The sequence below is a fragment of the Psychrobacter raelei genome (assembly GCF_022631235.3).
In the GTDB taxonomy this organism is placed as follows: Bacteria; Pseudomonadota; Gammaproteobacteria; order Pseudomonadales; family Moraxellaceae; genus Psychrobacter; species Psychrobacter raelei.
Map to the genome: position 1 here is coordinate 302,017 of NZ_CP093310.2, position 25,554 is coordinate 327,570.

Sequence of the window (25,554 nt, forward strand, 5' to 3'; positions counted from 1 at the left end):
TAATGTTTGTTTATTAAATAGCGGTCACCACCATCAATACCTCTAACCACCATCAATACTCCTAAAGAGGTATCTGGCCTTTAGCAGGGCTTCCTTTAGGGTAAGTATCTATTAGGCCGTAACCTGTTATAATGACGTTATCGCAACTTTTTTAAGTTTTCATTCACAACCTGAGGCAACGCTTAGAGCACATTCACTACTAATGACTACGGTACCCCATATGACCCTTCTTAATTCCAACCTAGGGAAAGCTAGGCTATACACACCTTCCCCCAATTCAGTTATGTTTGATGGTCATGTTCCGCTGTCATCTGCTCATGCGCTCTTGCATCCTACTGTTAACTCTTTTAATGCGCTTACCCATTCTACTACACCCTCTGCTGCAAGCACCTCTTTTGCCTGGCCAAAAGCGATAAAGCCAGCTGACTTTATGTCGCCCTTTACCCAGCTTGCGCACAGTACCTTGACCACACTGAGATCTACCAAAGGCGCAGCGGCTGCCTCTGTCAGCAGTCATGTGCCCCAAACCAATGACCATGATGCTCTATTGACCGATGGCTTCTCAAGGCGCTTGACCTATTTGCGCCTGTCGATTACTGATTTTTGTAATTTTCGCTGTGGCTATTGTCTGCCCAATGGCTATCAAGGCAGGCGTCCGGATAATGAGCTGACTTTGCAAGAGATTGAGGTATTGATTAAGGCTTTTGCTCAAGTGGGCACAAAAAAGGTGCGTTTAACCGGTGGCGAGCCATCTATCCGAAAAGATGTCACTCAAATTATTGAGCAAGTCAAAGCCACGCCCGGCATCCAAACTGTGGCGATGACCAGCAATGGCTATAAACTGGGCAAGCACATCACCAATTGGCAACAAGCCGGCCTTGATCAATTAAATATCAGTGTTGATAGCTTTGATCCGGCCACGTTTAAGCAAATGACCGGTTTTGATATGTTGCCGCAGCTGCTACAGGACATGGATACGCTGCTAGAGACGACTGATATTAAGCTCAAGCTCAATGGTATCTTGATGGAAGAGACCGCTTACGACAGTCTGCTTGCGGCCCTAGACTATGTCAAAACGCGTCCGGTTACTTACCGCTTTATCGAGTTTATGCAGACCACCGACAACAGTGATCTATTTTTTGCGCAGCATGCACAGTCAGCGCTGATTACTGATTATTTGCTAAGTCATGGCTGGCAAGCGCAGGATAGAGGCCAAAATGATGGCCCAGCCATAGAGTACACTCACCCCGATTATGTGGGCCGTATTGGTATGATTGCCCCCTATGCGGCGCACTTTTGTGACAGCTGTAATCGACTGCGGGTCAGCAGCCTGGGTAAGGTGCATTTGTGCTTATTTGATCAAGGCAACTATGATATCCGTCAGTATTTACAGCAGCAAGATGTGGCGGGTCTGGTACAAAAACTCCATGAATTTATGCCGATAAAACCTGAGCACCATCACTTGGCAGAATCCGACAGTGGCATTATGCACAACTTATCGATGATTGGTGGTTAACAGGATTGGCGGCTAAGCCAAAAGGTACGTTTGCAAGACATCTGTTTAAATCTTAATTGTTTTCCCTGTTATTTAAGGCGCTTTTATGTCAAAAGAAAAAGTATTTACTCCGTTAAATGTGGCGGTATTGACCGTCTCTGATAGCCGTACGTTAGAGCAAGATACGTCAGGTCAGTATCTGGTGGACTCGCTGCAAGAAGCGGGGCACAACCTGGCTGATCGTCAGTTAATTACCGATGATATTTACAAAATCCGAGCCGTGATTAGTGGCTGGATTGCTGATCCTGAGGTGCATGCGGTGATGACCACGGGCGGTACGGGGTTTTATATCCGTGACAGCATGCCTGAAGCGGTCAGCGTGTTATTTGACAAAAAAATCGACGGCTTTGGTGAGATGTTCCGTTTGATCTCCAAGGATGAGATTGGCATGTCAACGGTGCAATCGCGCGCCATTGCTGGTATGGCCAATAACACAGTGATTTTTTGTCTGCCAGGCTCATCAGGCGCTTGCCGTACCGGTTGGACCAAGATTATCAAAGATCAGTTAGACAGCCGCACTGGCCCTTGTAACTTTGTGCCGCATTTAATGCGCGTTAACCCAGGCCACGATTAGTTATATGACAGACGCCTTGCTGCGCAGACTGGACGCAAAGCCTTTAGCGGGGGTGGTTATCCTCGCCGGCGGCTTATCGACGCGTATGGGCGCACCTAAGGCGCTATTAAAGCTGCCTTGTGGTGACACCTTGCTACAGTATCATGTGCGCAGGGCGTCGCAGCTTGGGGTGCCAATTTTAATTGCTGATAACGGGCAGGGGTTTGCTACGCACATACAGGCTGAGCACAGTGTTGCTAATAACGAGGGCGGTAATAAAGAGGGCGGTAATACAGCGGGCGGTATTCGTCATATTGCCGATTATCAGCCGTGCAGCCGCTCGTTACAGGCTAAAGCCAATGCCAATGCCAATGAGAAGCATTCAGCAGGGCCACTGGGCGCTATCTTGGCCGGCATGCAGCAGCTGTTGCAAGATAACCAGACGGATAGTCGCTTTACTGATATAGGTAGCCACTCTGATGCTGGCTCACAATGGATGCTGGTGGTCAGCTGCGATAGCTTAGTAAATGGCGTTGATATTTGGCAGTATTTGACTGAAAAAAAGGCTCAAAGCGTATCAAGCAGTGTTGATGCCGTTAATGAGGATAATGCACCGCCGCAAATGTATTGTCTGGCCGATAACGAGCGAGACTATCCGTTATTGGGCTTGTATCAGTTAAGTCTGTTTTCATCACTAAAGTCTTATTTAGACAGCGGCGAGCGCCGAGTGATGCGCTTTATTGACCCCATCAGCCAGTCGCTGCCCATGCCGCAAGCTTGGTACACGCGCTCTAATTTAAATACCCCGCAGCAGTTTCAATTGGCTTGTGAGGAGTTGTAAATAAAGCTCGTACGGTTATCGACTATTAAATGTTAAATGTTAAATGTTAAATGCCGAATATTAAATGTTGAATGTTGAATATTGAAACCAGCCTTGAAACCAGCCAAAGTTACTCAAAGCCAAGATTATTCAAGGCTAAGGTTATTCAAAGCTGTTGCAAGCTATAGCCACTTTCTCAATAAAATTTAACCCAGTTAAGCTGAACATTTTAGGTCAAAGCTCTTATGTCACTATTAAACTCTGAATCAAATTCTGAATTAACTTCTGAATTAACTTCTGAACAAAGCACGCCAGATTTAGCAAGCAACTCTGTTCAAACGCATGCCCACAAGCTATCGCACTTAGATGCCGATGGCGATATTCATATGGTGGATGTGGGACATAAGACAGTGACCACGCGTGAAGCGGTGGCGCAGGGTTATGTGGTGTTTCCACAAGACATCTATAGCCAGATAAAAGCGGCCGATGGCATGACCAAGAAGGGCAGCATCACTCAGACGGCTCATATCGCCGGTATTATGGCCGCCAAGCGCACCCATGATCTAATCCCACTGTGTCATCCGCTGCCACTTGATAAGGTGGGCTTAAGCTTTAGCTATGAGGATGAGGCATGCGCCATCAAGGTTACCTCCACAGTGCGTGTCACCCATAAGACTGGGGTGGAGATGGAGGCGTTAACGGCGGTGAGTGTGGCCTGCTTGACCATTTATGATATGACTAAGGCGTTATCGCACGACATTATTATCGATGACATGCGCTTGGTGACTAAGACTGGTGGCAAGTCTGACTATCAAAGCACTTAGCTGAGCTTAAAATGGGTTGAATTGAACTGGATTGAATTTGCTTTGACGCTAAATAGATGAGGTAGCTGTCACTGGTCGTTATGTTAGGAGCATCCAACAGGTGTGGCCAGATACCAATAAAATAACGACCAGTCACATAGCGTTAAACTGTTTTTTTATATCAATAATTTTTTGTATTAATTTTCTGTATCACTAAAAAGCGACTAAATAGGCTGAGTACACTATGAATATTACGGTTTTGTTTTTTGCAAGCTTGGCAGAAAAAGCGCAACAAGGTCAGCAGCAATTAAGCGTAGAGGGTAAGTTAAGCTTGCCTGAGCTTTATGCAAAGTTAACACAAGATCACGGCTTTACGCTTGAGCCTGCCAAGGTGCGTGTGGCCATTAATGATGAGTTTGCCAGTTGGGATGATGTCATTAATGATGGCGATACCATTGCCTTTATTCCACCTGTGGCCGGTGGTTAGCCGTTTAGATAAATAATTGTTGGAGTAACACATGGACAGTCAATCTGCTTTGGACACGGCCAATCAGCCGCATCAGCAGGCAAGTAGCATATCGCACAGCGTAGAGGAGGTATATCAGCTGGCACAGTCTCAAGGCTTTGCGCTGCTTGATGAGGCCATTGATGCTGAGCGCCTAAAAGATATGCTGCAAGATGATCAGTGCGGCGCTTTGGCCACCTTTGAGGGCTGGGTACGCAATCACAATAACGACAGCCAAGTGACCCGCCTGACCTATTACGGTTATGAAAAATTGGCGATTAACCAAGGCAAACTGATTATTGAGGAAGCCAAGCGCTTATTCGATATCGAAAATGCGGTAGCGATTCATCGCATAGGGGCGTTAGGAATTGGTGATATGGCGGTGTGGGTTGGGGTGTCCTCTAAGCACCGTTATCCTGCCTTTGATGCTTGCAAATGGATATTAGACACCATTAAGGCCGATATTCCGGTATGGAAGCAAGAGTATTATCAAGATGAGTCTTCTAAATGGCTAAGTAACAATGGTTAAGTGACAATGGTTAAGAAACAATGGCTAAGTAACAATGGTTAAGTGACAATGGCTAATAAAACAGAGTTAATTTAAGAAACTTAGTCTTAGATCCAATAACTAATAAAAATCCAGCTTATGCTGGATTTTTTATGGGTCACTGTTCTATAGAGTAGCTATCTTTTGGGCTTAGGCGGCGAGTGATTTGTCGTTGTTAATGAGCCTTCATTGACCTGACGATTGATACTGGCAATCAGACCCACCAGTATGATGCCTAGTAACACCAACAACAGTGACATGGTGTGTGCCATGTCATAGTTAAGCGCTTCGACCTGCTCATAGATGGCAATGGAGATGACCTTGGTCTCTCCGGCGATACTGCCACCAATCATCAGCGCCACCCCAAACTCACCAATGGTATGCGCAAAGCTAATCAGGCTGCCTAAGATAATGCCAGTCTTAGCTTGAGGTAAGGATACGGCGGTAAATCGGCGCAATCGGCTGGGTTCAAGCAGCAGTGCCATGTCACTTACGCTTTTGGGGATACGTAAAAACTGGGCATACACCGGCTGCATATAAAAGGGCAGTGAATATATGATGGAGCCCACCACCAAGCCTTTAAAGGTAAATGCCAGAGCGCCGATGTCATGTGCCATAAGCCATTTACCCAGTGCAAAGTTGGGACTGAGCAGCAGCAGCAAATAAAAGCCAAGCACTGTAGGTGGTAACACTAAAGGCATGGCGATAATGCCTATCAGCATAATCTTAATACGCGCGATCAGGTTGCTAGAGGAGGGCTTGGCCAGCCAATAGGCCAGTGGAGTCGCAAACAGCAGTAAGCACAAGGTGGTGATGGCAGCAAGCTTGAGGCTTAACCATAGCGGAAGCAGCATGTCAGAGAGTTGAGGCGACAGAGGTGACATAAAATCAGCAAGACCACAGGCTTAAAGCAGTAAATGAAAGGAACTCATACAGCATAGCAATATTTGCCCGCTTTACCTAGTGCTAAGCGGGCGTTAAACGGTTATGGCCTTGTCATCTGGTTAATTTAGTTCATCTATGTTGCTTGCTGCTATGCTGGCTACCATATTGGCTACTATGTTTATGTTGGCTACTATGCTCGCTACTTTGCTGAGCCAGAGGCAGTATGGCCTGCATTTACCGGTAAGTATCCGGCGTCTGCAAACAGTTTTTGCGCCGGCTTGGACTGCAAATAATGGCTAAAGTCGATGGCGGCGGCACTGTCACTTACCACGATACCGTCTTGCAAGATGGCCGGATAGCTGCCTGGCTGTAGAATTAGATAGTTTGAGGGGGCCACCTTGGCACTGATCAATTGGGATAACGCCACAAACCCATAGTCGGTACTGGCGGTGTGCGCATATTGGAAGGCCTGACCAATGTTCTCTGCTTGGATAATGGTTTTATTGCCATTTAGGCTGTCATAAATGCCTTGCTGCTGTAAAAAGGCTTTGGCCGATGCCCCATAAGGTGCCAGCTCTGGATTGGCTAGGGTAATTTTAATGGGCGTTTTGCTTTGATTGGGCTGAGTGATGAATAACTGCTGCAGGCTGGCTGTGTCTAAGGTTTTAACGGTGCTGATATCTTGGTTGCTGCTATACAGCGCCAATTGGCCGCGTGCATAGGTAAAAGGTGGCTGTACAGTGACGTTAGCAGTGGCTTGCTGCTGAGCATATTTGGCCGGGAAGTCTTGATCAGCGGATAAAAACAAATCATAAGGTGCGCCGGAGTTAATCTGTGCAAACAGCTTACCCGATGAGGCATAGGTCACTTCAATCTTTGGCTTGGGAGTACTCGTAGCATCTGGGTTATGAGCCTCTTCGCTTTGATAGGCGTCAATCACTGCCGGTAATACGCCAGCTAAGTTGGCTGCGGCGGCAATGCGCATGACCTCGCTAGATTGGGCTTTATTGGTATTGCTATCAGCCTGCGGGGCGGCGTCGGTTTTTTCAGGGCTATTGGTGCCAGAGCAACTGGCCAGCAGCAATAAAGTGGGCAGGGTAGCGATAAGTTTTAAAGATGTTTTCATAAGTAATCTACAGTGAGGGAGAAGGGTGTGGGCAGTTTTATATGAGTTATATGAGTTATATTCTGCCTGAATTCTTAAGCTTTACCAATAACACTTTAGAGTAGGTCGCTAATTAAAAAAAGCCGAGCAACTGCTCAGCTTTTTGATACTTAATGTTTAAATCAGATTGGCTATTAGTCTTTTAAGACTTCTGCCATGGCATTGGCCACATAGTCGATGTTGTTGCCATTTAAGCCGGCCACGCACATACGTGAGTTTGACACCATGTAGATACCGAACTCAGTTTTTAGGCGTTCTACTTGCTCAGGAGTTAGGCCTGTGAAGCTGAACATACCATTTTGCGTGGTTAGGTAGTCGAAGTTGCGACCTGGTACTTTGGTCTCTAGTACTGATTTTAGCTTTAAGCGCATGGCTTTGATGCGATCACGCATGCCATAAACTTCACCAACCCACTGTTTGTGCAGCGCTTCATCATTCATCACGATGTCTACAACGCGGCCGCCATGTGATGGTGGGCTTGAGTAGATGCGGCGAACGGTGAATTTAAGCTGACCGAATACACGCTCGGCTTCTTCTTCAGTTGGGCAGACCACAGATAGGCCGCCGACACGCTCGCCATAAAGTGATAAGTTCTTTGAAAATGAGTTACTGACAAATAAGGGCAGACCCATATCTACCGCTTTACGGATGGCATAAGCATCGCTGTCCATGTCTTCGCCAAAGCCTTGATAGGCGATGTCCATAAACGGAATAAGCTCACGCTGTTGAACCACTTGTAGTAGCTCATCCCACTGGGCTTGTGTTAAGTCAACACCAGTAGGGTTGTGGCAGCAGGGGTGTAATAGCACCACGTCGTCTTTGTTTAAGGTGTTAAAAAAGGCGATAAGCTCGTCAAATTTGACAGTGCCGGTGGCTTTGTCATAGTAGGGGTATTTACCCACTTCGATGCCGCTACCCTCAAAGATAGAGATGTGGTTGCCCCAGGTTGGGTCGCTGACGTAGCATTTGGCTTGAGGGAACCAAGCATTGATAAAGTCTGCACCGACTTTTAGAGCGCCTGAGCCCCCGATGGTCGCAATGGTCGCGACACGCTTGTCTTGTAATACTTGTGCGTCCTTACCAAACAATAAGTCCTGGCACGCTTTACGATGGCCAGGTAAGCCTTCCATAGGCAAATAAGGGCGGGCAGAGATAGGGTCAGCAATGCGCTGCTCAGCAGTCTTTACACACTCAAGCACTGGCAATACGTTATTTTCATCATAATAAACGCCAACGCCAAGGTTTACTTTATTGGGGTTGCTGTCATTAGCATATTCAACCATAAGGCCTAAGATTGGGTCACCAGCATAAAAATCGACACGTTCAAACATTTTATTTCCTTTCAGAAGGTTGTAGGTCACACACTCTAAAAGAATAAACTAGATTGGCGGTTAACTCAATGTTAGATTGAGCCATAATCCAATTGTTTGCACGCTTATTGTGCCAAAGCTTATGTAATTGCTCAAAAAATTGCTATTATGGGCGCTTTTTATGCCACGTCGCTTATCAAACGGATAGTGTATGTCATCAAATACCCCCGCTCAGCCTGATCACACCGACTCTACTCATCACCCCCAGTCAACACCTAACCCTACTTTCACTCAGCTATCAAGCCACTCGCCGCAGCCCGATCCACAGCTGTCGCCCATCCAAGCCTTTGTGATGGCTGGATGGGTGGTTTTAATTATGGGCGTGACCATGATTGGCTTTGGCTGGGTGCCGCATCTGTCATTATTATTAGCGATTTGCTTTTTGTTATTAATGGGGCGGCTAAGAGGATTGAGCTTTACCCATCTACAGTCGGCGATGACAGATGGGGTGGTCAGTGGCAGCGGCGCTATCTATCTGTTTTTCTTTATCGGGCTTATGGTGGCGGCGTTAATGATGTCTGGGGCCATTCCCACCTTGATGTACTTCGGCTTTGAGCTGATTTCTCCACGGTTTTATTATATTTCAGCCTTTGTGCTCACTTCTATTATTGGTATTGCCTTAGGCAGCAGCTTGACCACGGTAGCGACGCTTGGCGTGGCCTTTATCGGCATGAGTAATGCCTTTGATGCCAATGTGGCCATTGCGGCAGGCGCGGTGGTCTCTGGGGCCTTCTTCGGTGATAAGATGTCGCCGCTGTCTGATACCGGTACCATTGCGTCGTCTGTGGTGGGTATTGATCTGTTTGAGCACTTACGCAATATGATGTATACCACGGTGCCAGCTTGGATCATTAGCGTGCTGCTGTTTTGGATGTTAACCGGACCGATGCAAATCGCCAATTTAGGCCAAGTCACTGTACTACAAAATCAGCTTGTCGCCAGTGGCTTGGTACACCGCTATGCCGTACTGCCGTTTGTGGTATTAATAGTGTTGGCCATGTTTCGAGTCAATGCCATCTATACCATTATTTGCACCATTATCAGTGCCTTGATGATTACTTATATACACAGCTCACCCAGTATCGAGCAATTGGGTGGTTATCTGTTTGCCGGATATGCGCCTGCTGCAAATTTAGAGTTGGGCGAGGTAGGGGGTATGTTGACTCGTGGCGGTATCCAAAGTATGTTCTTTACGCAGACCATTGTGATCTTAGCGTTAAGTCTGGGCGGATTGTTAAAAAAACTGGGTATTTTGCCGGCTTTGCTGGCTGGCATGCGCGATAAATTGGCCACAGCCGGCCAGGCCATCTTTGCAGCGGCTATGTCAGCTCTTAGCATCAATGTGCTTATTGGCGAGCAGTATCTAAGTATCTTGTTATCAGGGACGGCATTTCGCCCGACTTTTGAGCGTTTGAGCTTACATCCTAAGAACTTATCACGTACCATTGAAGATGCGGGTACGGTGATTAATCCTTTGGTGCCATGGAGTGTGTGTGGGGTGTTTATTAGCCAAGCGCTTGAGGTGCCAGTGTTAGAATATCTGCCGTATGCGTTCTTTTGTTATTTATCGCTGCTGCTGACTATTTTATTTGGCTTTAGTGGGGTGACTATTAGCCGGTTGGATGATAACGTTTAGACAGAAGGGAAATATATCTAGTATATAAAATAAAAGCTCTAAACCGTTAAGGTTGAGAGCTTTTCAAATACAAAGATATTATTAAAGGCTAAAAGTTAGCAAACTCAACACCAATACCGCCGCCCACATCAGTTGAGTGGATATCTGAGTCAGATACCCAGGCACGACTAGAAATGGTAGTTTTTGGATTTAGCTGGTGTTCCCAAGCAACATCTAATACAGTTAGCTTGTCTGACTCTGGGAAAGCTTGGTTAGTAGTGTGGTTTCTAGGGTTGACTTTGGCATGCTGTAGCTTAGTGTTAATAAAGTTTTGGTTGTTTACCCATAGCTTACCGCCTACAGCAATGCTCTCAGCGTTTCCACCCAGAGCATATCCGAGAGGGTATCCATGTTGATAGTAGCCATCGGTATACGTTGAGTGATTATATGAGGCATTACCAACCTTACCACTGGTACGGGTATCCGTCCATTCCGTGTATAACTGATAAGGCATAGCGCCCATAGTTGATGTATTCAAGCTCGAAGCAAAGTCAGCACCTGCTAAATACATATTCTTGGCAGGTAGGCCGCCAGCTTCGTCCTCACCAATGTATTGTCCATAGACACTTACGGGTGCATTAACCAAAGGTGCTAGGTTAACACGAGCATCAAACCCGGCCAATTGGTTAGCTGGGTCACCCCCATCGCGACCCCCATTATCTTTATTACCCTTTAACGCATCCCAAAATGAACTGGCACTTTCAGGACGTCCATCGCCGCCCCACATAAAGGTACGTGAAGCGCCGACTTCTAGCCATTCTGTTGGGCTAGCCGTTAGACGCATCCCGATTAGTTTTGTATCAGGGACAGCTTTATAATCATCTAATTGGCCGGCGAATAGTTGATATTGCCAAGGACCTATCCAGTTTAGATAAGGATGGCTCGGTGCTGCTTGGACATCACGCTGCATAGTGACACCGACGACAGGTTTGCTGGCATCACCACGGATAAGGCTGCCATCATGCCCTGGTCCCCACCAAGTAGGAATTTGACCCGCAATAAGCCACTGATTGGCATACTTGCCCGCCAGGTATGAGCCTTCAAAGCTTAAGTCTTCATCATCAATCATGTCTTTGTCTTTGACATTAGCCCGAAGGTTGACTTCCCAATCCTCTTCACTCAAGCTGGCTTGTGCGCTGGCTTGGAAGTTGGCTGTCTTATCGTCAGCAAAGCTTTGTGGTAGCTGTTCTCTATCAGTTTGCGCATAAGCTGACACTTTAGTGTTCACTAAAGACTTTGGCTCTTTACCTAGCGTATAGCGAATAGACTGCACAATTTGCTGCTGCTCAGCAGTGCGAATATCTGCCTTAGCCAATGCTCTATTAATTTCATTGGCGGTCAAAGGCCAAGTACTGGTACTGATTTGAATCACGCCTTGCGCTCTTAGCCAGTCTAGCTCTGACTTTAAGCTCATGTCATTCATCTGTAAGTTCTGAGCACTAGCCAGTGTACCTACTAAGCTTAGGCTTAGTAGCACACTCAGCTTTTTCAATGTAAAGGTCTTTTTCATAGGGTAGGGCCTTGAGCAATAGGGAGGTTTAAAAATTGTCTGGTGGCTTATAATAATGATAATAGTTAAGTAAAGCTACTATTATAGGCGGCATAGATAACTTATCTAAAGTCTATCCATATCTAATTTCGAGAATACAGTATTAATAGCGTCAACGGTTTTTTCAATTTCACTATCTAATAGAGTGGGGTGTACCAAAAACATTAAGCTCGTTTCCCCCAATTGTTTGGCCACAGGTAATCTTGGTTCTGGGCGTAAGCCTGTATTATCGAAAGCTTTTTCTAAATATACTTCAGAGGCAGAGCCGGAGTAGCAAGGGACTCCTAATGTATTGATTTCGTCGATAATACGATCGCGTGACCAGCCTTCAGGTAAGTTCTCTGGGCGAACATAGACATACAGTTTGTAGTAAGCGTGAGTGCAATCTTCAAAGCCTGGCGTCTGCTCCATCACAGGCACATTGAGATAGCCTTTTTGTTCCCAAGGCTTGCAGGCTTGCAGAATAGCATGGGCATTTGCAGTACGTTTGGTAGTCCATTCAGCCATTCTTGTTAATTGGATGCGGCCGATAACAGATTGCATCTCGGTAATGCGCCAGTTGGTACCGAAGCTTTCATGTAGCCAGCGGTAACCTGGGGCATGCTCGGTCTCATACACGGCAGCATAGCTCTTACCATGATCTTTATAGGCCCACATCTTGCGCCATAGTGCTTCATCGTTGGTGGTAACCATACCGCCTTCACCACCAGTGGTCATAATTTTATCTTGGCAGAAGCTCCAAGCGCCGAAGTGACCAATGCTACCGACACTACGACCTTTGTATTTGGCACCATGTGCTTGAGCACAGTCTTCAATCACATACAGATTGTGTTTCTCCGCTAATGCCATGATACCATCCATATCACATGGCCAGCCTGCTAAATGGACACAAACGATGGCACGGGTCTTGTCCGTAATAACTGCTTCAATAGTTTTGGGTGAGATGTTACCACTGTCAGCATCAATATCAGCGAATACAGGTTTAGCACCAGCATTTACCACGCTTGAGATACTGGCGATAAAGGTGCGTGGGGTAACAATCACTTCGTCCTCTGGCTGTAAATTTAATACTTGCAAGGCGACATCTAGGGCTAAAGTACCGTTACCCACCGCTACTGCGTATTTGCTATCGGCCCACTGAGCAAACTCACGCTCGAACTCACGGCTCTCATTACCCGTCCAGTAGTTGACTTTATTTGATAGTAGCACACGGCTGACAGCATCAGCCTCTTCTTGGGTAAAACTAGGCCAAGGTTGGAATTGAGTGTTTAGCATGGGGATTACTATACCTTTACAGTTTTTAATAGCATTTATAGTAGAAAATCACTGAGTTCTAACATCAGGAGGTTCAAATTTAACGATACAATAGGTTATTTTACCAAGGGTCTGGCGGGGTTACCAACCACAACTGCACCAGCAGGAACGTCTTTAGTGACTACAGCGCCCATACCAACGATAGCACCTTTACCAATAACTAAAGGCTTATCAGGAATGCCTTGCTTGATGACAGCTCCTGTACCGATATAGGCGTGGTCATGGATATGGATATTACCATTACAGCTAACTCTTGGTGCAAAGGTCACATAGTCGCCGATAACACAGTCATGTTCTACATAACTATATAAATTTGCATGAAAGCATTTACCAATACGCACATTAGAGCCTATAGTGACAAAAGGGCTGAGTGCTGCCCCTTCTTTTAGTTCTACTGCGTCCATGATGATACTGCTATCCGCTAAGATAGTCCACAAAGGGATATTATCCGCAGCAAGCTTATCGGCAATTTTTTCACGAATGGAGCTGTTAGCAATGGCAATAAGAACTTGCTTGTTCCTGACTTTAATCGATTTAAATTTTTTATAATTCATGGCTGTATAGCCATTGACTAACGTATCTTCTTCTAGAGCATCATCGATAAAGACAATTTTGGCTTGTTCATATAAGCCATCACGTTTTAGTTGCTCAACAGCAACAGGCATCAAGCTGCGACCACAGCCCGAAGCGCCATATATACCATATAGATAATCCATAATCTATTGAGCCAGCTCATTAGTAGCAGCTGTACCAGTAAACTTACTCATTGTGGCTTCGCCTTCAGCACTAATACCATCCTTAATAAGCACTTGTTTAACGGTCTTTGCTAGAATTTTGATATCCAACCATAAAGACTGATTATCTACATACCAAGTATCTAGCGCAAATTTATCTTCCCAGCTAATCGCATTTCGACCGTTGACTTGAGCATAGCCTGTTACGCCTGGGCGCACCTTATGTCGACGAGCCTGTTCACTGTTATATAAAGGTAAGTACTCCATAAGCAGTGGGCGAGGGCCAACCAAGCTCATATCACCTTTTAGCACATTCCAAAGCTCAGGCAGCTCATCAAGACTGGTACTGCGTAGTTTCTGACCGAATGGCGTCAGACGTTCACTATCTGGTAATAGATTACCGTCTTTATCAGTCGAGTCCTTCATGGTGCGAAACTTTATCATTTCAAATGGCTGACCATCTAACCCCGGACGAGTCTGTTTAAATAAGACAGGAGAGCCTAAGTTCTTTTTAACTTTATAAGCAGTCGCCGCTAAGACGGGGGATAGTACTACTAATGCAGCGCTACTGGCAGTAATGTCGATTAGTCTTTTGAGCATATGAATGACCTTGTAAGCTATAGCCCCATTTCTTTGAGCATAAAGTTATTGACAGCGTGTACGTCGAATTTTTCTTCAGCAATTTTACGAGACGCTTTACCCATGGTATTAATTAAACCAGGATCAGTTATAAATTTCTCCATAGCCTCTGTTAATCCAACTACTGATTTAACAGGTACTAAGAAGCCATTAACCCCATCTGTTACCGTCTCTCGGCAGCCTGGTGCATCGGTAGTAATGATTGGTCTACCCATGGCCATGGCCTCTAGCACTGTACGAGGCGTACCTTCTCTATAGGAGGGTAGAACATAGATGGAACTGGCAGCGATGGCGGGCTTAACATCTGCAAGCTTACCCCAGAAGTTGATAGTTCCGTCTTTAATCCAGCTATCTAACTCTTGCTGCTCTATACTATCAGGATTGTCATCAATCCAACCGACCAAGTCAAATTGAGTTTGAGGATATTTTGCCTTAATACGTTTGGCAGCTTGAACATATTCTCTGACACCTTTATCTCCAAGCAGGCGTGCAATCATCAGAAATCTGAGTTCGGTAGTTTGATCATCTGTGATAGGTAAGGGTGCAATTTCATATTCGGAAATATCTACCCCCGATCCATTGACCACTGCAGTAGGCGTAGCAGAAGAAATAAGCTCTAGCTGTTTAAACAGGTTTAAATCATCCGGATTCTGAAAAAATACTTTGGACGTCTTAGCTAGAGCCTGCTTATACAGTCCATGTATAAGTTTCTGTAGTTTACTACGATGACCTGTTTCTTCAACCTGTTGAAAGGCATAGCCTAACCCCGTTATTAGGGCATAGCGGTTAGGAATCTTTGCTGCCCAGGCTGCTAGTGTTCCATAGATGACAGGCTTGATTGTATAGCTCATAACATAGCTAGGTGTAACTTTCTTCATTATTAAATATAGTGCAGATAACGCAGCAGCATCCTTTAGAGGATTCGTGCCAGTTCGTTGCAGTGGTATATTATGAAGGTTGTAACCTAGGTTCTTAAGCGCTGTAACATCTTCTGGGTGGTTACCAAATTCAGGGGCTGCAATATGTATCTCAAACCCTTTGTTCTGTAGTGCTTCAATCAAAGCGCCACGAAACTTTAGGATAGAGCCTGGATAGCTGGCTATAATTAGAAATTTCATTTTTAACCGCACCTATACCGTATCAGAATCAAAATAGCTTAAGTACCATTTGTTTCTATCGCTTAAGGTTTCTCTCAGGTTCTCATTAAAGATTCTAACCCCAAAGTGTAGTTCTATAGGTCTGATTTTTTCAGGTAGTGGTAAAAAGCCATTAGCTTTGTATGCAGCATGGTTAGGCGAGTGATTAAAGTTCCACGCTAATACTGCATCGCAATGACTATCTTTTAAGTTTTGTAAAGCTTTATTCAAAGCAATAGAGCCTAATTTATCATCTAAGTATATAAGCTCCATAATGTAACCTATTAAGCCACCATGCTTCTCTTTAAGGGAGTAAATACAAATAGCTTGCATTTCACCCTTGTTATCGAGTATAGCAACATTCTGATAATCTTCACCAGGGCGAGAGAGTCGCCAATTGACATATTTAGCGTCCCTAATAAGGCCTGTATTTATTTTTTTAGAAAAAGCAGTCCATAGCTGATCGTAATTAGAATCAATGGGTATGTTTTCGACTATATCGAAACTAGTCTGATACTTAATCTTCTTTAAATATGTAATATTAGGTAATAAATTAGATACCTTATTTATAATAGGCATCTTTGATAAGATGTAATGTGAACGTAAGGGTAAAACTAGAAAAGGAATGGGGTCTAAGTTTATCCAGTCTAGTTTATTAAAGAAGCCATGGGCAGAGTTACCATTTGGAAATCCATAAACAAAAGCGATACCTCGGTTTTTTGCCTCATCATAAACTTGTGAGGCTAACTTGTTAAACAGCCCCTGACCTCTGGCTTCAGGAGCAACCAAGGTATCTAGAGATTGTGAGGCAGTAACTTTTTGATTGTCAGATATAAATCTGTTTTGAAAAATAGCATAGATACCGGTTAGGCCTTTTAATAGGGTTGGATCAATGCCTCCTAGTACCAGTCTACCTTCTTGACAATAACTATCTATGTATTGCCATTTCAAATGTTGTAGGGTACGAGGGCTATCATTGTTATTAAAGAGTTGCTTAACCAGCTCTAGGTCCTGCTCATTGTCTATCCATTTATTATTCATTGTAATACCTTTTGCATTCTTCCATTGTCAGATTTAGAATTTCACCATTATCAATTCTAGTAGAAATATTTTTTATTATACTTTCAAACGTATCACGCATTTTAGGAGCTGTAATCATATTATGAGGATGAAACCACATATGTGCCTGTGCAGAGCGACGTGACGCAGATCTTAATATGTGATCCCATCGTCTATAAGTAACCTCACTAGGTATGAGTCGCCTTGGACCACTGGGCCAGTTCAAAAAGTAACCTGCAGGCAAGCTTATCATAGGCGTCTTTTTAGATTTAGATGACTTAAACTTTTGTGATGACTTTAATACATTAAATTCGTCAAGGACTCTATAGTATTTATTAGAATGTAATCTAGATTGCTCTATTACACCTTTTCTATACACATCGAAGCCCGAGTTACCCAGTAAATTTAAATGACCCACATCATTACGTGGGAATACTATAGAAGTCACATCTAAACTCTCTTTTTCAAATACCTTAAGAGACTCTGAGACTTCAAATTTAACGATATTTTTTTTGGTAGTTTCGCCTAATGGGTGATGAGTAAAACCATGCCAAGCAATTTCATGACTATTTTTCTTAGCTTGCAAATAGAATTCTCTGCCTAGCCAACCGTCCAAATTTCCGTTATGTAATGTATTAAAGATATGTTTATACCATTCATCTTGCTCATTAATATAAGATTGTATACTGTCTTTATATTTTAGGATGTTAGCTTCATCCTGGGTGAAGAGGGTGGTGAAGGCATAAGTGGCTTTAATTGAGTGGTGTGATAATACGTCATCAATATACGAATAAACTTCACTGAGGCTGTTTTGATTAATAGATTGCGTAGAGGAGCCTAGATGATCAGCAACTCCCCATAGCCCCTCACAGTCAAGCGACAAGGTAAAAACCCCTTTACTCATTTTTTTCTCCGGGTATGGTTACTTTGATTTATTGCTTCATTCCATACATCAATATAGCGCTCACACATTTTCTCGATTGAGTAATTTTCGATAACTCTGTCATAAGCTTTCTTTCTGCGAGCTGCCCATTTCTCTGGGGAGCTCATATATTCGTGATAAGCCTCTTCCAAAGCATTCTCTAGTGCTTCCTGATCGTCTGACGGAACAATCCAACCTGTATCTGCAATAATTTCTCTAGCATCACCGACATCGGTACTGATGCATGGTACACCAAAGCTCATAGCTTCAATAAGTACATTGGGGAAGCCCTCAGTAATACTACTTAATACTAGGCAGTCCATTCTCTTATAAATATCAGAAAGTTCCTCTCTTGTATCTATTTGGCCCAATAACTCATACGAATCATTTAGTATCGAAGCGAAATTTTCCTCGAAGTTTATGTTACTAAGGGTTACGCCTGGCCCTGCCATTAAGGCGTAAGTATCCTTATAAGCGGAATGAAATTGACTAAAGGCATGTATAAAGAGCTTATGGTTTTTTGCTGTGCTATATCTACCGACATGCCCTAAAGTAAAAATAGAGGCTGTTGAGTTAGGAGATTCTTTTGAATAAAGCTTTTTCTCAATGTAGCTGCCATTAGGAATATATACGAATTTGTCAGCATAACCCTCTTTTTTATGTAGATTAATAGAGCGTAAAGAGCAGTTTATTATTTTAGTTGGTATGTTCTTAGACAAGGCTGCATTAACTTTTAGAATAACTGTATTTTTAAAGCCTAAAGTTTTTCTATTAAGAGTGCCTTGTCTTATATTCCATACAACTGGGATACCTAGACTTTTACCTATAAGCCCAAACATGAAATTAGGATGGCGCATCCAAGTCTGGATGACGTCAGGTTGAATTTCACGAATATCCTTTTTAAACTTTGCTAGGTTTAAAACAAACTGTTTAGGAGCTTTTATATTTAGGGATTTTAAATTGATTCCAACCTTTGAAAAATCAGGGGCATAGTCAGGCATATCCTGTAGTGTATACACAGTATGCTCTATAGAATCAGATGTCTGATTCACAAGTCTTAGAAGAGCACCTTCTGCTCCACCGCGGCCATTGCCACCTGTAATTATATGGATAACTTTCATAGTATTGTCTTATTTTTAAAATATTCAAATAAAGTATTTTAGTATTCACCTAGCTAGTTTTTTAAGGAATCTGTTCTGTATTGATGAAAAACATAAATTAGTAGGTATATAATAACTGGCATAAACATCCATTTCTGTCTAGTAGCAATACCTAAGTTTGCTGTGGTCAGGGCAAGCACCGAAGAAGTAAGCATTAAGTAAGCAAAAAGCCACATATTCTTATCTTGTATAAAGGGTCTAAGCTTAAACCTGGTTTTAATAACAATATATATAAAGGCAAATAGAAGTAGGGTGTTCTCAATACTGTTGACCAAGGCGGTTATACTGTGAGCCTCAAACGGTAGGGGTCTAAAGGTGTAAGTGAACATTTTCATGGGATAGCTCATTGAACTGATATCTACTGCTGAACCACCTGTTTGACTAACTGATTCTCTTTTATCAATATAGTCCATATAGCCATCAGCAGATGACTCGTCTAAACCTATATACTGTTCTACAAAGCTGATAGAAAGTAATAACCCTGCTAATATGGCAGGGATAGTTATAACCTTAAAAAGAATGTGTACTTTGGCTCTAATAATGAAGTATATAACATATGAAGCTAGAATCAATGCTCCAATATGAGGCCGAACCATAAACATCGCAAAAAAAGCAATAGATGATAGTAGTATAGTCTTTTTACTTGTAGTTATAGCATAAATCAAAAGACATACAGCAAAAAAAGATATTGAGTCTTTACTCAGTGATGAGGTCCAAAAACTCATCGATGGTAACAGCAGTATCAAAAACCAATACGATGATAAGGAGTTTAGATATTTCTTTAAAGACAGGTAGAAAAGGACAAGACCAAGCGCTCCTATTATACTGAAGACTAAAGCTGTATTCAGATAGCTTGCATCTATACCACGAGAAAATATTGATGCAATATAATTGACAAAAGGACTACCTGGATAAAACTGGAAAGAGTCTTCAGTTATTGAGCTTCTATAATAGCCTTTTGCATCTGAAACATTAGATAGTGAAAATAGGTAATATATAGCTGCAAATAGAGTATGCCATACATATAGTATGAGAATTTTGGCCACATCCCCCTTTTTTTTGGCACCAATGACTAATACTAGAAATAGCCCTAATATTAGTATCGTGAGAGTTAATAGGTTCTGGTAAAAATCTAACTTATACTCAAACATTTTTTGAACCTAGTAAGTTTTTTACTAATCTGAATTTACCGCTTTTTTCTTTAGTTATTTCCTCTACTAGCTCTACTTCAATCAACAGCTTTGGGCCGAATCTTTCTTCTAGTGCAGCTTTAAATTTTTGACTTTGAGCTTGAGTAAAGCTGTCATTTGATACTATTAAAACCTTAACCTTATCAAGGCTACTCTGAATTACTTGAAACTTAACTATACCTTCTATATTTTTCGTACTATTACTAATATTCCCTAGGTTAACCTTGCCATGTGTCGGCGAGAGAACATAGTCTGTAGTTCTACCATCAATTCGTTCAACTAATGGAAAGCTTGAGCCACAGTCACACTTTATATTTGAAGGCGCTAGTTTTATGCCATCTCCTATACGATATCTAATAAGCGGAGTACCATGTGTTGTGAAAGAAGTAACTAGCATCTCTCCTTCTAGAGAAGGTTTTAGGTTTTCATCTACAACTTCAAATATGCCTGTTAAGGGGTGAATATGCAAAGATCCTGCTGCGCATTCTAAGATGAAAGGTGCGCCCTCTGATGAAGCATATTGATCGACCGTTTTACAGCCCATCACTTTAGCTATCAGTTTCCTATGCTCAGGTAGTACAGTTTCTGCTGTTGGGAAAAAAACCTTAACTTTTCTTTTCAACTTAAGCCCTTTTTTATCAGCAATTTTACATATTTCGTAGACACTAGAAGGGAAGCCTACAATAAATTCAGGCTGAAACTTATTTAATGACTTCCAATAAGTATCAAAATTCTTTTGGTTTATGTGAAATGTCGAATAGAATTTAATTTTATTTAGAAAGTCGTAGTGAGAGCAGATGTTTTTTTTCAGGTGTTTTTCAGAGATTAGGTTTTTACCTGAAAACCAAGCCGTTTTCTTGCCTAACTCATAGCCATGCTTAGCTCTAAAGTGATCTAATATCGCAAAACGTTCCTGCATATCACTTTTAGTATAAACTACTTTCATGGAGGCGCCGGTTGTTCCTCCAGTTAAGCTTATAACACCATCTTTCTCATCAATAGTTTGGATTAATGCTAATTTATTAATCACATCACTTTTTTCTAAAATTGGTAGTGACTGAAACTCATTAAAGTTATAATTTTTGTACCAAGGAGATTTAGCTTCAACATAATTAAAGAATTCATTTTTTTTCGCATCAATTTCTCTATGAAGTTCAAACTCATTCATTAATTCAGCTCTTGCATAATAATCTCTAAAAGCATTGTAAACGCCGCCATGACGCATCTTATACTGGTAGTTATTAAACAAAGCAATAGCTGAGTTTTGAATGAAATATGGAGTCTTAGAAAATAACTTCTCTTTAATGCTCATAGCTAAATCCGATAACTTGCATAAGTTTGGAGATTACTTATGTAAATGCTCTTGTTAGGGGGTTCAATATAAATTTATCTTTGCTAAATGCTTGAGTTTTTTGTGCATATATTAACAGTCTGAGAGTAAAGTTTTAGTACGATTATTAGTCACAACTGACACCTTATTAATTAAAAAACAATCGTTTAAAATTACATACTAGGGAGTTTTATTTAGTTCAAAGTTTTCTTTATACCAAGCTTGGAACATTAATATTGACCATAGCCTTGCGCCATAATGCCTAGTACCTGATAAGTGATGACGCCACATATTACGAATCTCATCGGTATGAAAGATATTTTGTTCTTCTAAAAACTGAACACTAAGTAAATCTTCAGCCCAATCTTTTAGTGGTCCGCGGAGCCAATCATTTAAAGGCACGCCAAAGCCCTGTTTAGGTCTTTCGATTAATTCTTTAGGTACATGCTTATATAAGACTTGACGTAAAATCCATTTAGTTTGACCATCTCTATATTTAAATTCAAAAGGAAGCTGCCATGCATACTTTACTAAGTTATGATCTAAGAACGGTGCTCTTAATTCTAATGAAGCGGACATAGCTGCACGATCCACCTTTACCAAAATATCATCGGTTAAATAGGTGAGGGTGTCTAAAGCCATCAGCTTCTCAATAGGATTGTTTAGCTCAGGCCATTCGTTAATACTACCTAGTAAGTATTGAGGCAAGCTATCTAACCCTTTAACTAATTTTGTTGGGTTATTAATTTCACTGACATATGCCAAGTATAAACTTTCGAATGAGTCCACATTTTCAAGGCGCTCCCCAAGTTTATATAGCTTATCAGGTAGCGCTGCTTGCTTAACTCTGCTAAAGAGCCAACCTAGTAATAAATTAGATTGCTCAGGCGTTATCGTAGTCAGTAATGTGCTCAGCTTGTTACGTAGGGGATGAGGCAGTTTGTCTAAATTTTTCCATAGCTTTTGTATTAAGTAATAACGGCTATATCCTCCAAAAGTCTCATCACCTGCATCACCGCTTAAAGCCACTGTAACATGCTGCTTGGCTAATCTTGATACAATAGTAGTAGGTAGCTGTGAGCTATCTGCAAATGGTTCATCGTATATTTTCGCAATCTCAGGTACTAAGTCTAATAAATCACCTGGTCCCATGATTAGAGTGGTGTGATCCGTACCTAAATGATCAGCTACAGCCTCTGCGTGTTTAGATTCGTCAAACTTTGGATCTTCAAAGCCAATGCTAAACGTTTTAATAGGTATATCAGAGATATCTTGCATTAGTGCAGCTACTAATGAAGAGTCTACTCCTCCAGATAATAAGGCACCTAAAGGAACATCCGAGATCATCTGTCTTTTGATGCTTTCTGTTAATAGATTCTCCAGATTTTCTACTGCAGAATCATCACCAATATCCAACTTATTGGAATCAGACTTTTCTACTAAATCTTTAAATGACCAATAGCAAATAGGTTTTGGACTAGTATCGCCTCCAGTAATAATAAGATAGTGCGCAGCGGGTAGCTTGAATATATTATCCCAGATAGAGTGGGGGGTAGGTATATAGCCGTGCTTAAGTAACAGGCCTATAGCACCTTTATTTAACTTCTTTTCAAAAGCTGGATGTAAGGTGAGCGGTTTTAATTCAGAACCAAATAAAAGGGTGTCACCTTGCCAGCCATAATAAAGTGGTTTCTCTCCAAATCTATCACGTGCTAAATAGAGCGCACTTTTCTTTTTATCCCATAGCGCGATTGCAAACATGCCTATAAGTTTTGTTAAAGTACCTTCCCAGCCAAACACCTCGATTGATTTTAGAAGCGTTTCTGTATCGGAATGACCATTCCAGTAGATTCCTGAAAATTTAGACTCGATTTCTGAACGAATTTCTAAATGGTTATATATTTCACCATTAAAAGTAATGACGTATCTATTGTCATCAGACTGCATTGGCTGATGTCCTGCATCGCTCAAATCTAATATAGATAATCTGCGATGACCTAAAGCGATTTCATTATCCTTATCTATCCAATGACCTTCTGAGTCTGGTCCTCGATGAACTATTGAGTCTGTCATTGTTTTCAAAATAACTAAGCTATCTTCTCTCATAGAAAAAGAAGCGCCCTTTAGAAAGCCAGTTAATCCACACATAATGTAAGCTCCTTAGTTTACAATTAATTTTTAGGATAGAATAAGTTTTTACTATGGAGCAAAAACTGCTATATAGCCACTTAAGGAGTTGTCTACACTGAAATCTTCGGCTCGTTTTTTTACTAATTCTGATTTAAATTTAGTATTATTCAAAGCTTTTAATATAGCTTCAGCTAAACTATCAGGATCATTGGTTGGAACAAGGCTTCCCCAACGACCATTTTCCAAGATCTCACTCGGGCCACTAGGACAATCTGTGCTAACTACAGGGGTACCACATGCCATAGCTTCTACTAAGACATTACCAAAACCCTCATATATTGAAGAGAGTACAAAGAGGTCCGCTTTAGACATCCATGCATAAGGATTATTAACAAACCCAGGAAGTTGTACGTTATCTTGTAGATTTAAGTCTTTGATTAATTTTTCTAATTCACATCTAAGCTCTCCTTCTCCAAGAATAATTAAATTACAGGCCTTGTTTTTTAGTACTTTTTTAAAAGCATGTATTAGTGTAGCAAAGTCTTTTTGATGAGTAAGCCTACCTACAGCTAAGACCAATGGAAGTGCGTTTTCATTAAGCCAGGGATGTGAAACTGGCTCATCAGAACGTCTAACTAAGTCTTCTGAAAAAATTGGATTATAAATAGTAGTAAGTTTATTCGCTTCTATATTAATTTCGTGAATTAGGGATTCTGCAACACCATTAGATACTGCTACGATTTTATCAGCCTTGTTATAAGTGTAGCTCATTAGAAGTTTTAGGATATGGTGTGTGATAGTGCTTGATGACTTATTGGATTCTGTTAGATTGATGTGTTCGCTAACAATAACTTTGGTATCCGAGTTGCTAATCAACTTAGCCATTACTGTTACAATATTAACGTAGTTCATAGCTGATAAAATAGCATTAGGCCTCTCTGTACGTAGATATTTAGCTAAAGGCAATATACTTCTAAGGGTTCTTGAAGTGTTTAAATTAACTATATTAACTTTTTTTGATGCATCTTTCAGATACGGGCCATCTACTCTATTTAGTAATAAATCGACTTGAATATCTTTTTCAGCTAGCCCATTAGCAAGAGCTAACATAACTCTTTCCGCACCACCGCCGTTCATTGATGGGATGTATAAAGCAATTTTATTCATATAACTTCCTAGATAGTCATTTTATTTATAAGATATGAATTACTATTTTATTTTATTATCCAAAGTTGCTGCATGCTTAAAAACTTTTAATATTAGAATTAAGAAAGCAAGCGAGCCAGTAATACTAAAAAGTGATATGGCTACGATTGGGTTATTGAAATAGTAATAACCAATAAACAAAGCCAGAATTTTCACTATTGTTGATATTAGTTCGAATATCAACAACCATCCTTGAAGTTTAAATACAGGAATAGCGGAAATACTCGGTCGGCTGACTAATGTAAATAAAAACCATATTGATAGCCATTGTGCATACTTGCCAGCTTCGTACCATTCATCTCCAAAGACTAAAGAAAAAGCAAAAGGTGCAAAGAATATGGTTAGCACAAGTGGTACCAGTCCTACATATAGTAAGGTCAAAGTAGGCTTCATTAAAAGACTTGTGGTTTTAGAGTTGTTTAATACAGCTTCATTAAAATGTGGGTAAAATACACTCTGTATTGAGGAGCCTAATAAATTTATGGGAATGGCTAATACTGTTCGTGTAAGTGTATAAAACCCTGCAATAGTTAAACTAAAGTATGTGGATAATAAAATAACTGGCATACCTTGGGATATTGCGCTGAGCAACATTTCAGGGGCTCTATACATTGGGAAGTCGTAGTACTTCCTCAGTATTCTCAAGGCTGAAGGTTTACTATTACGATCACTCTTTAATGAAGTGCTTCTAATATCTTTACTAAAATAATATAGCATTAAAGCTCTAACGAATATTCCAATAGTATGAATTGCAATCAGTATATAAGTAAAAGGGTATTTAAAACCTATAAGTGCTTGTGTCCCATAATTTAATAATGAATGACTAACTGAAACTTTAGATAAATCTTTAAATTCTTTTTTTCTAATGATCCACTGAGTATAAACATCTTGACATGAGGTGAATAAAAGTGCTAAAGGTAAAAACCAAATCAAATTACCAAGGTTTTGGAAGGTTGAGAGATTTACTAATAAGTCATTAGCTGCTATAAACACTAAACTAAGTATTGTAGAGACTAGCAGAGCAATAATAAGCGAAAGCCGAGCAATTGCCCTAGATTCAGAGTCTTTTTCAGGTAATACGATTGCACTAGGTAATGCCATTGTGGAGATAGGTGTTAATATCGTTATTACTGTGATGAAAACACCTAGTTTTCCATAGCTTTCCGGCCCATATAGTCGTGTAATAATAGGCATTAAGATCAAAGCAATAATTTGGGCGGCAGCAGTCCCGCTAGCGACTATTAATACATTTCTTGCTAAGTTGTTATTGCTAAGTTTTTTGAATATATTAGATTTCATAGAAACTG

At 41.5% G+C, this 25,554-nt stretch carries 23 protein-coding genes; 7 read left to right on the top strand and 16 right to left on the bottom strand.

What is annotated here, in order from left to right; all coding sequences use genetic code 11:
- The first annotated feature begins 220 nt into the window (after window positions 1-220).
- From moaA to MN210_RS01265, 6 genes are all read left to right on the top strand, one after another.
- The gene (gene moaA / locus MN210_RS01240) at window positions 221-1,516 is read left to right on the top strand and encodes a GTP 3',8-cyclase MoaA (RefSeq protein WP_425605624.1); all 1,296 of its coding nucleotides are present in this window, start codon (window positions 221-223) and stop codon (window positions 1,514-1,516) included.
- An 85-nt stretch (window positions 1,517-1,601) separates the two neighbouring features.
- Window positions 1,602-2,129 carry a molybdenum cofactor biosynthesis protein B gene (moaB, locus tag MN210_RS01245; protein WP_011959511.1) on the top strand — a complete coding sequence of 176 codons (528 nt, stop codon included), beginning with the start codon at window positions 1,602-1,604 and terminating at the stop codon, window positions 2,127-2,129.
- A gap of 4 nt (window positions 2,130-2,133) precedes the next feature.
- On the top strand, window positions 2,134-2,949 hold the full coding sequence (gene mobA / locus MN210_RS01250; protein WP_338412411.1) for a molybdenum cofactor guanylyltransferase: 816 nt from the start codon (window positions 2,134-2,136) through the stop codon (window positions 2,947-2,949).
- Between the two features lie 224 nt (window positions 2,950-3,173).
- Complete coding sequence (gene moaC, locus MN210_RS01255) at window positions 3,174-3,752, top strand: cyclic pyranopterin monophosphate synthase MoaC (protein ID WP_255016751.1); 579 nt, start codon at window positions 3,174-3,176, stop codon at window positions 3,750-3,752.
- Between the two features lie 223 nt (window positions 3,753-3,975).
- The gene (gene moaD / locus MN210_RS01260; RefSeq protein ID WP_011959514.1) at window positions 3,976-4,218 is read left to right on the top strand and encodes a molybdopterin converting factor subunit 1; all 243 of its coding nucleotides are present in this window, start codon (window positions 3,976-3,978) and stop codon (window positions 4,216-4,218) included.
- A 31-nt stretch (window positions 4,219-4,249) separates the two neighbouring features.
- Window positions 4,250-4,765: a molybdenum cofactor biosynthesis protein MoaE gene (locus MN210_RS01265; RefSeq protein WP_241878961.1), complete on the top strand. Its 516-nt coding sequence runs from the start codon at window positions 4,250-4,252 to the stop codon at window positions 4,763-4,765.
- 155 nt (window positions 4,766-4,920) lie between these two features.
- Here MN210_RS01265 and modB read toward each other — a convergent pair whose 3' ends face one another.
- The 3 genes from modB to MN210_RS01280 all read right to left on the bottom strand — a co-directional run bounded on the left by modB (window position 4,921) and on the right by MN210_RS01280 (window position 8,164).
- Complete coding sequence (gene modB / locus MN210_RS01270; RefSeq protein ID WP_241878962.1) at window positions 4,921-5,667, bottom strand: molybdate ABC transporter permease subunit; 747 nt, start codon at window positions 5,665-5,667, stop codon at window positions 4,921-4,923.
- A 200-nt stretch (window positions 5,668-5,867) separates the two neighbouring features.
- Complete coding sequence (gene modA, locus MN210_RS01275; RefSeq protein WP_241878963.1) at window positions 5,868-6,794, bottom strand: molybdate ABC transporter substrate-binding protein; 927 nt, start codon at window positions 6,792-6,794, stop codon at window positions 5,868-5,870.
- Between the two features lie 173 nt (window positions 6,795-6,967).
- The gene (locus MN210_RS01280; protein WP_241878964.1) at window positions 6,968-8,164 is read right to left on the bottom strand and encodes an amino acid aminotransferase; all 1,197 of its coding nucleotides are present in this window, start codon (window positions 8,162-8,164) and stop codon (window positions 6,968-6,970) included.
- Window positions 8,165-8,495: 331 nt separating this feature from the next.
- Between MN210_RS01280 and MN210_RS01285 the strand changes: the two genes are divergently transcribed.
- Window positions 8,496-9,839, top strand: coding sequence for a Na+/H+ antiporter NhaC family protein (locus MN210_RS01285; protein ID WP_338412857.1), 1,344 nt, complete (start codon window positions 8,496-8,498; stop codon window positions 9,837-9,839).
- Window positions 9,840-9,927: 88 nt separating this feature from the next.
- On the opposite strand, the gene MN210_RS01290 is transcribed toward MN210_RS01285, so the two are convergent.
- The 13 genes from MN210_RS01290 to MN210_RS01350 all read right to left on the bottom strand — a co-directional run bounded on the left by MN210_RS01290 (window position 9,928) and on the right by MN210_RS01350 (window position 25,546).
- Window positions 9,928-11,388 (bottom strand): capsule assembly Wzi family protein, encoded by a 1,461-nt coding sequence (locus MN210_RS01290; protein ID WP_338412412.1) that lies wholly within the window; start codon window positions 11,386-11,388, stop codon window positions 9,928-9,930.
- Window positions 11,389-11,493: 105 nt separating this feature from the next.
- On the bottom strand, window positions 11,494-12,702 hold the full coding sequence (locus MN210_RS01295) for a DegT/DnrJ/EryC1/StrS family aminotransferase (RefSeq protein WP_338412413.1): 1,209 nt from the start codon (window positions 12,700-12,702) through the stop codon (window positions 11,494-11,496).
- 95 nt (window positions 12,703-12,797) lie between these two features.
- The gene (locus MN210_RS01300; RefSeq protein WP_241878965.1) at window positions 12,798-13,457 is read right to left on the bottom strand and encodes an acetyltransferase; all 660 of its coding nucleotides are present in this window, start codon (window positions 13,455-13,457) and stop codon (window positions 12,798-12,800) included.
- Window positions 13,458-13,460: 3 nt separating this feature from the next.
- The gene (locus tag MN210_RS01305) at window positions 13,461-14,075 is read right to left on the bottom strand and encodes a sugar transferase (RefSeq protein WP_241878966.1); all 615 of its coding nucleotides are present in this window, start codon (window positions 14,073-14,075) and stop codon (window positions 13,461-13,463) included.
- Between the two features lie 17 nt (window positions 14,076-14,092).
- A complete protein-coding gene (locus MN210_RS01310) occupies window positions 14,093-15,232 on the bottom strand; it encodes a glycosyltransferase family 4 protein (protein ID WP_338412414.1) in 1,140 nt (379 codons plus the stop codon).
- Window positions 15,233-15,244: 12 nt separating this feature from the next.
- Window positions 15,245-16,291, bottom strand: a complete 1,047-nt coding sequence (locus MN210_RS01315) for a GNAT family N-acetyltransferase (protein WP_338412415.1) — start codon at window positions 16,289-16,291, stop codon at window positions 15,245-15,247.
- Window positions 16,284-17,213 (bottom strand): polysaccharide deacetylase family protein, encoded by a 930-nt coding sequence (locus tag MN210_RS01320; RefSeq protein ID WP_338412416.1) that lies wholly within the window; start codon window positions 17,211-17,213, stop codon window positions 16,284-16,286. Before MN210_RS01320 ends, MN210_RS01315 begins: the two co-directional genes overlap by 8 nt.
- Window positions 17,210-18,352 carry a glycosyltransferase gene (locus tag MN210_RS01325; RefSeq protein ID WP_338412417.1) on the bottom strand — a complete coding sequence of 381 codons (1,143 nt, stop codon included), beginning with the start codon at window positions 18,350-18,352 and terminating at the stop codon, window positions 17,210-17,212. The genes MN210_RS01320 and MN210_RS01325 overlap by 4 nt, the downstream gene beginning before the upstream one ends.
- Window positions 18,353-18,405: 53 nt before the next feature.
- Window positions 18,406-19,542, bottom strand: a complete 1,137-nt coding sequence (locus MN210_RS01330) for an EpsG family protein (protein ID WP_338412418.1) — start codon at window positions 19,540-19,542, stop codon at window positions 18,406-18,408.
- On the bottom strand, window positions 19,535-20,893 hold the full coding sequence (locus MN210_RS01335; RefSeq protein ID WP_338412419.1) for a phenylacetate--CoA ligase family protein: 1,359 nt from the start codon (window positions 20,891-20,893) through the stop codon (window positions 19,535-19,537). Before MN210_RS01335 ends, MN210_RS01330 begins: the two co-directional genes overlap by 8 nt.
- A 198-nt stretch (window positions 20,894-21,091) precedes the next feature.
- Window positions 21,092-23,059 carry an asparagine synthase (glutamine-hydrolyzing) gene (gene asnB / locus MN210_RS01340; RefSeq protein ID WP_338412420.1) on the bottom strand — a complete coding sequence of 656 codons (1,968 nt, stop codon included), beginning with the start codon at window positions 23,057-23,059 and terminating at the stop codon, window positions 21,092-21,094.
- A gap of 51 nt (window positions 23,060-23,110) precedes the next feature.
- Window positions 23,111-24,208, bottom strand: a complete 1,098-nt coding sequence (locus MN210_RS01345) for a glycosyltransferase (RefSeq protein ID WP_338412421.1) — start codon at window positions 24,206-24,208, stop codon at window positions 23,111-23,113.
- Between the two features lie 42 nt (window positions 24,209-24,250).
- Entirely contained in the window at window positions 24,251-25,546 is a 1,296-nt protein-coding gene (locus MN210_RS01350; protein WP_338412422.1) for an oligosaccharide flippase family protein, read from the bottom strand.
- Between the last annotated feature and the right edge of the window lie 8 nt (window positions 25,547-25,554).

Excerpts from the sequence above, each read along its gene's own strand:
- MN210_RS01300 (WP_241878965.1), bottom strand. The coding sequence starts at position 13,457 with ATGGATTATCTATATGGTATATATGGCGCTTCGGGCTGTGGTCGCAGC.
- modA (WP_241878963.1), bottom strand. The coding sequence starts at position 6,794 with ATGAAAACATCTTTAAAACTTATCGCTACCCTGCCCACTTTATTGCTG.
- asnB (WP_338412420.1), bottom strand. The coding sequence starts at position 23,059 with ATGTGTGGATTAACTGGCTTTCTAAAGGGCGCTTCTTTTTCTATGAGA.
- MN210_RS01305 (WP_241878966.1), bottom strand. The coding sequence starts at position 14,075 with ATGCTCAAAAGACTAATCGACATTACTGCCAGTAGCGCTGCATTAGTA.
- MN210_RS01265 (WP_241878961.1), top strand. The coding sequence starts at position 4,250 with ATGGACAGTCAATCTGCTTTGGACACGGCCAATCAGCCGCATCAGCAG.
- MN210_RS01315 (WP_338412415.1), bottom strand. The coding sequence starts at position 16,291 with ATGAATAATAAATGGATAGACAATGAGCAGGACCTAGAGCTGGTTAAG.
- moaB (WP_011959511.1), top strand. The coding sequence starts at position 1,602 with ATGTCAAAAGAAAAAGTATTTACTCCGTTAAATGTGGCGGTATTGACC.
- MN210_RS01325 (WP_338412417.1), bottom strand. The coding sequence starts at position 18,352 with ATGAAAGTTATCCATATAATTACAGGTGGCAATGGCCGCGGTGGAGCA.
- moaC (WP_255016751.1), top strand. The coding sequence starts at position 3,174 with ATGTCACTATTAAACTCTGAATCAAATTCTGAATTAACTTCTGAATTA.
- mobA (WP_338412411.1), top strand. The coding sequence starts at position 2,134 with ATGACAGACGCCTTGCTGCGCAGACTGGACGCAAAGCCTTTAGCGGGG.
- moaA (WP_425605624.1), top strand. The coding sequence starts at position 221 with ATGACCCTTCTTAATTCCAACCTAGGGAAAGCTAGGCTATACACACCT.
- MN210_RS01350 (WP_338412422.1), bottom strand. The coding sequence starts at position 25,546 with ATGAAATCTAATATATTCAAAAAACTTAGCAATAACAACTTAGCAAGA.
- MN210_RS01345 (WP_338412421.1), bottom strand. The coding sequence starts at position 24,208 with ATGAATAAAATTGCTTTATACATCCCATCAATGAACGGCGGTGGTGCG.
- MN210_RS01310 (WP_338412414.1), bottom strand. The coding sequence starts at position 15,232 with ATGAAATTTCTAATTATAGCCAGCTATCCAGGCTCTATCCTAAAGTTT.
- MN210_RS01335 (WP_338412419.1), bottom strand. The coding sequence starts at position 20,893 with ATGAGCATTAAAGAGAAGTTATTTTCTAAGACTCCATATTTCATTCAA.
- MN210_RS01285 (WP_338412857.1), top strand. The coding sequence starts at position 8,496 with ATGGCTGGATGGGTGGTTTTAATTATGGGCGTGACCATGATTGGCTTT.
- moaD (WP_011959514.1), top strand. The coding sequence starts at position 3,976 with ATGAATATTACGGTTTTGTTTTTTGCAAGCTTGGCAGAAAAAGCGCAA.
- modB (WP_241878962.1), bottom strand. The coding sequence starts at position 5,667 with ATGTCACCTCTGTCGCCTCAACTCTCTGACATGCTGCTTCCGCTATGG.
- MN210_RS01280 (WP_241878964.1), bottom strand. The coding sequence starts at position 8,164 with ATGTTTGAACGTGTCGATTTTTATGCTGGTGACCCAATCTTAGGCCTT.
- MN210_RS01330 (WP_338412418.1), bottom strand. The coding sequence starts at position 19,542 with ATGTTTGAGTATAAGTTAGATTTTTACCAGAACCTATTAACTCTCACG.
- MN210_RS01290 (WP_338412412.1), bottom strand. The coding sequence starts at position 11,388 with ATGAAAAAGACCTTTACATTGAAAAAGCTGAGTGTGCTACTAAGCCTA.
- MN210_RS01295 (WP_338412413.1), bottom strand. The coding sequence starts at position 12,702 with ATGCTAAACACTCAATTCCAACCTTGGCCTAGTTTTACCCAAGAAGAG.
- MN210_RS01320 (WP_338412416.1), bottom strand. The coding sequence starts at position 17,213 with ATGAGTAAAGGGGTTTTTACCTTGTCGCTTGACTGTGAGGGGCTATGG.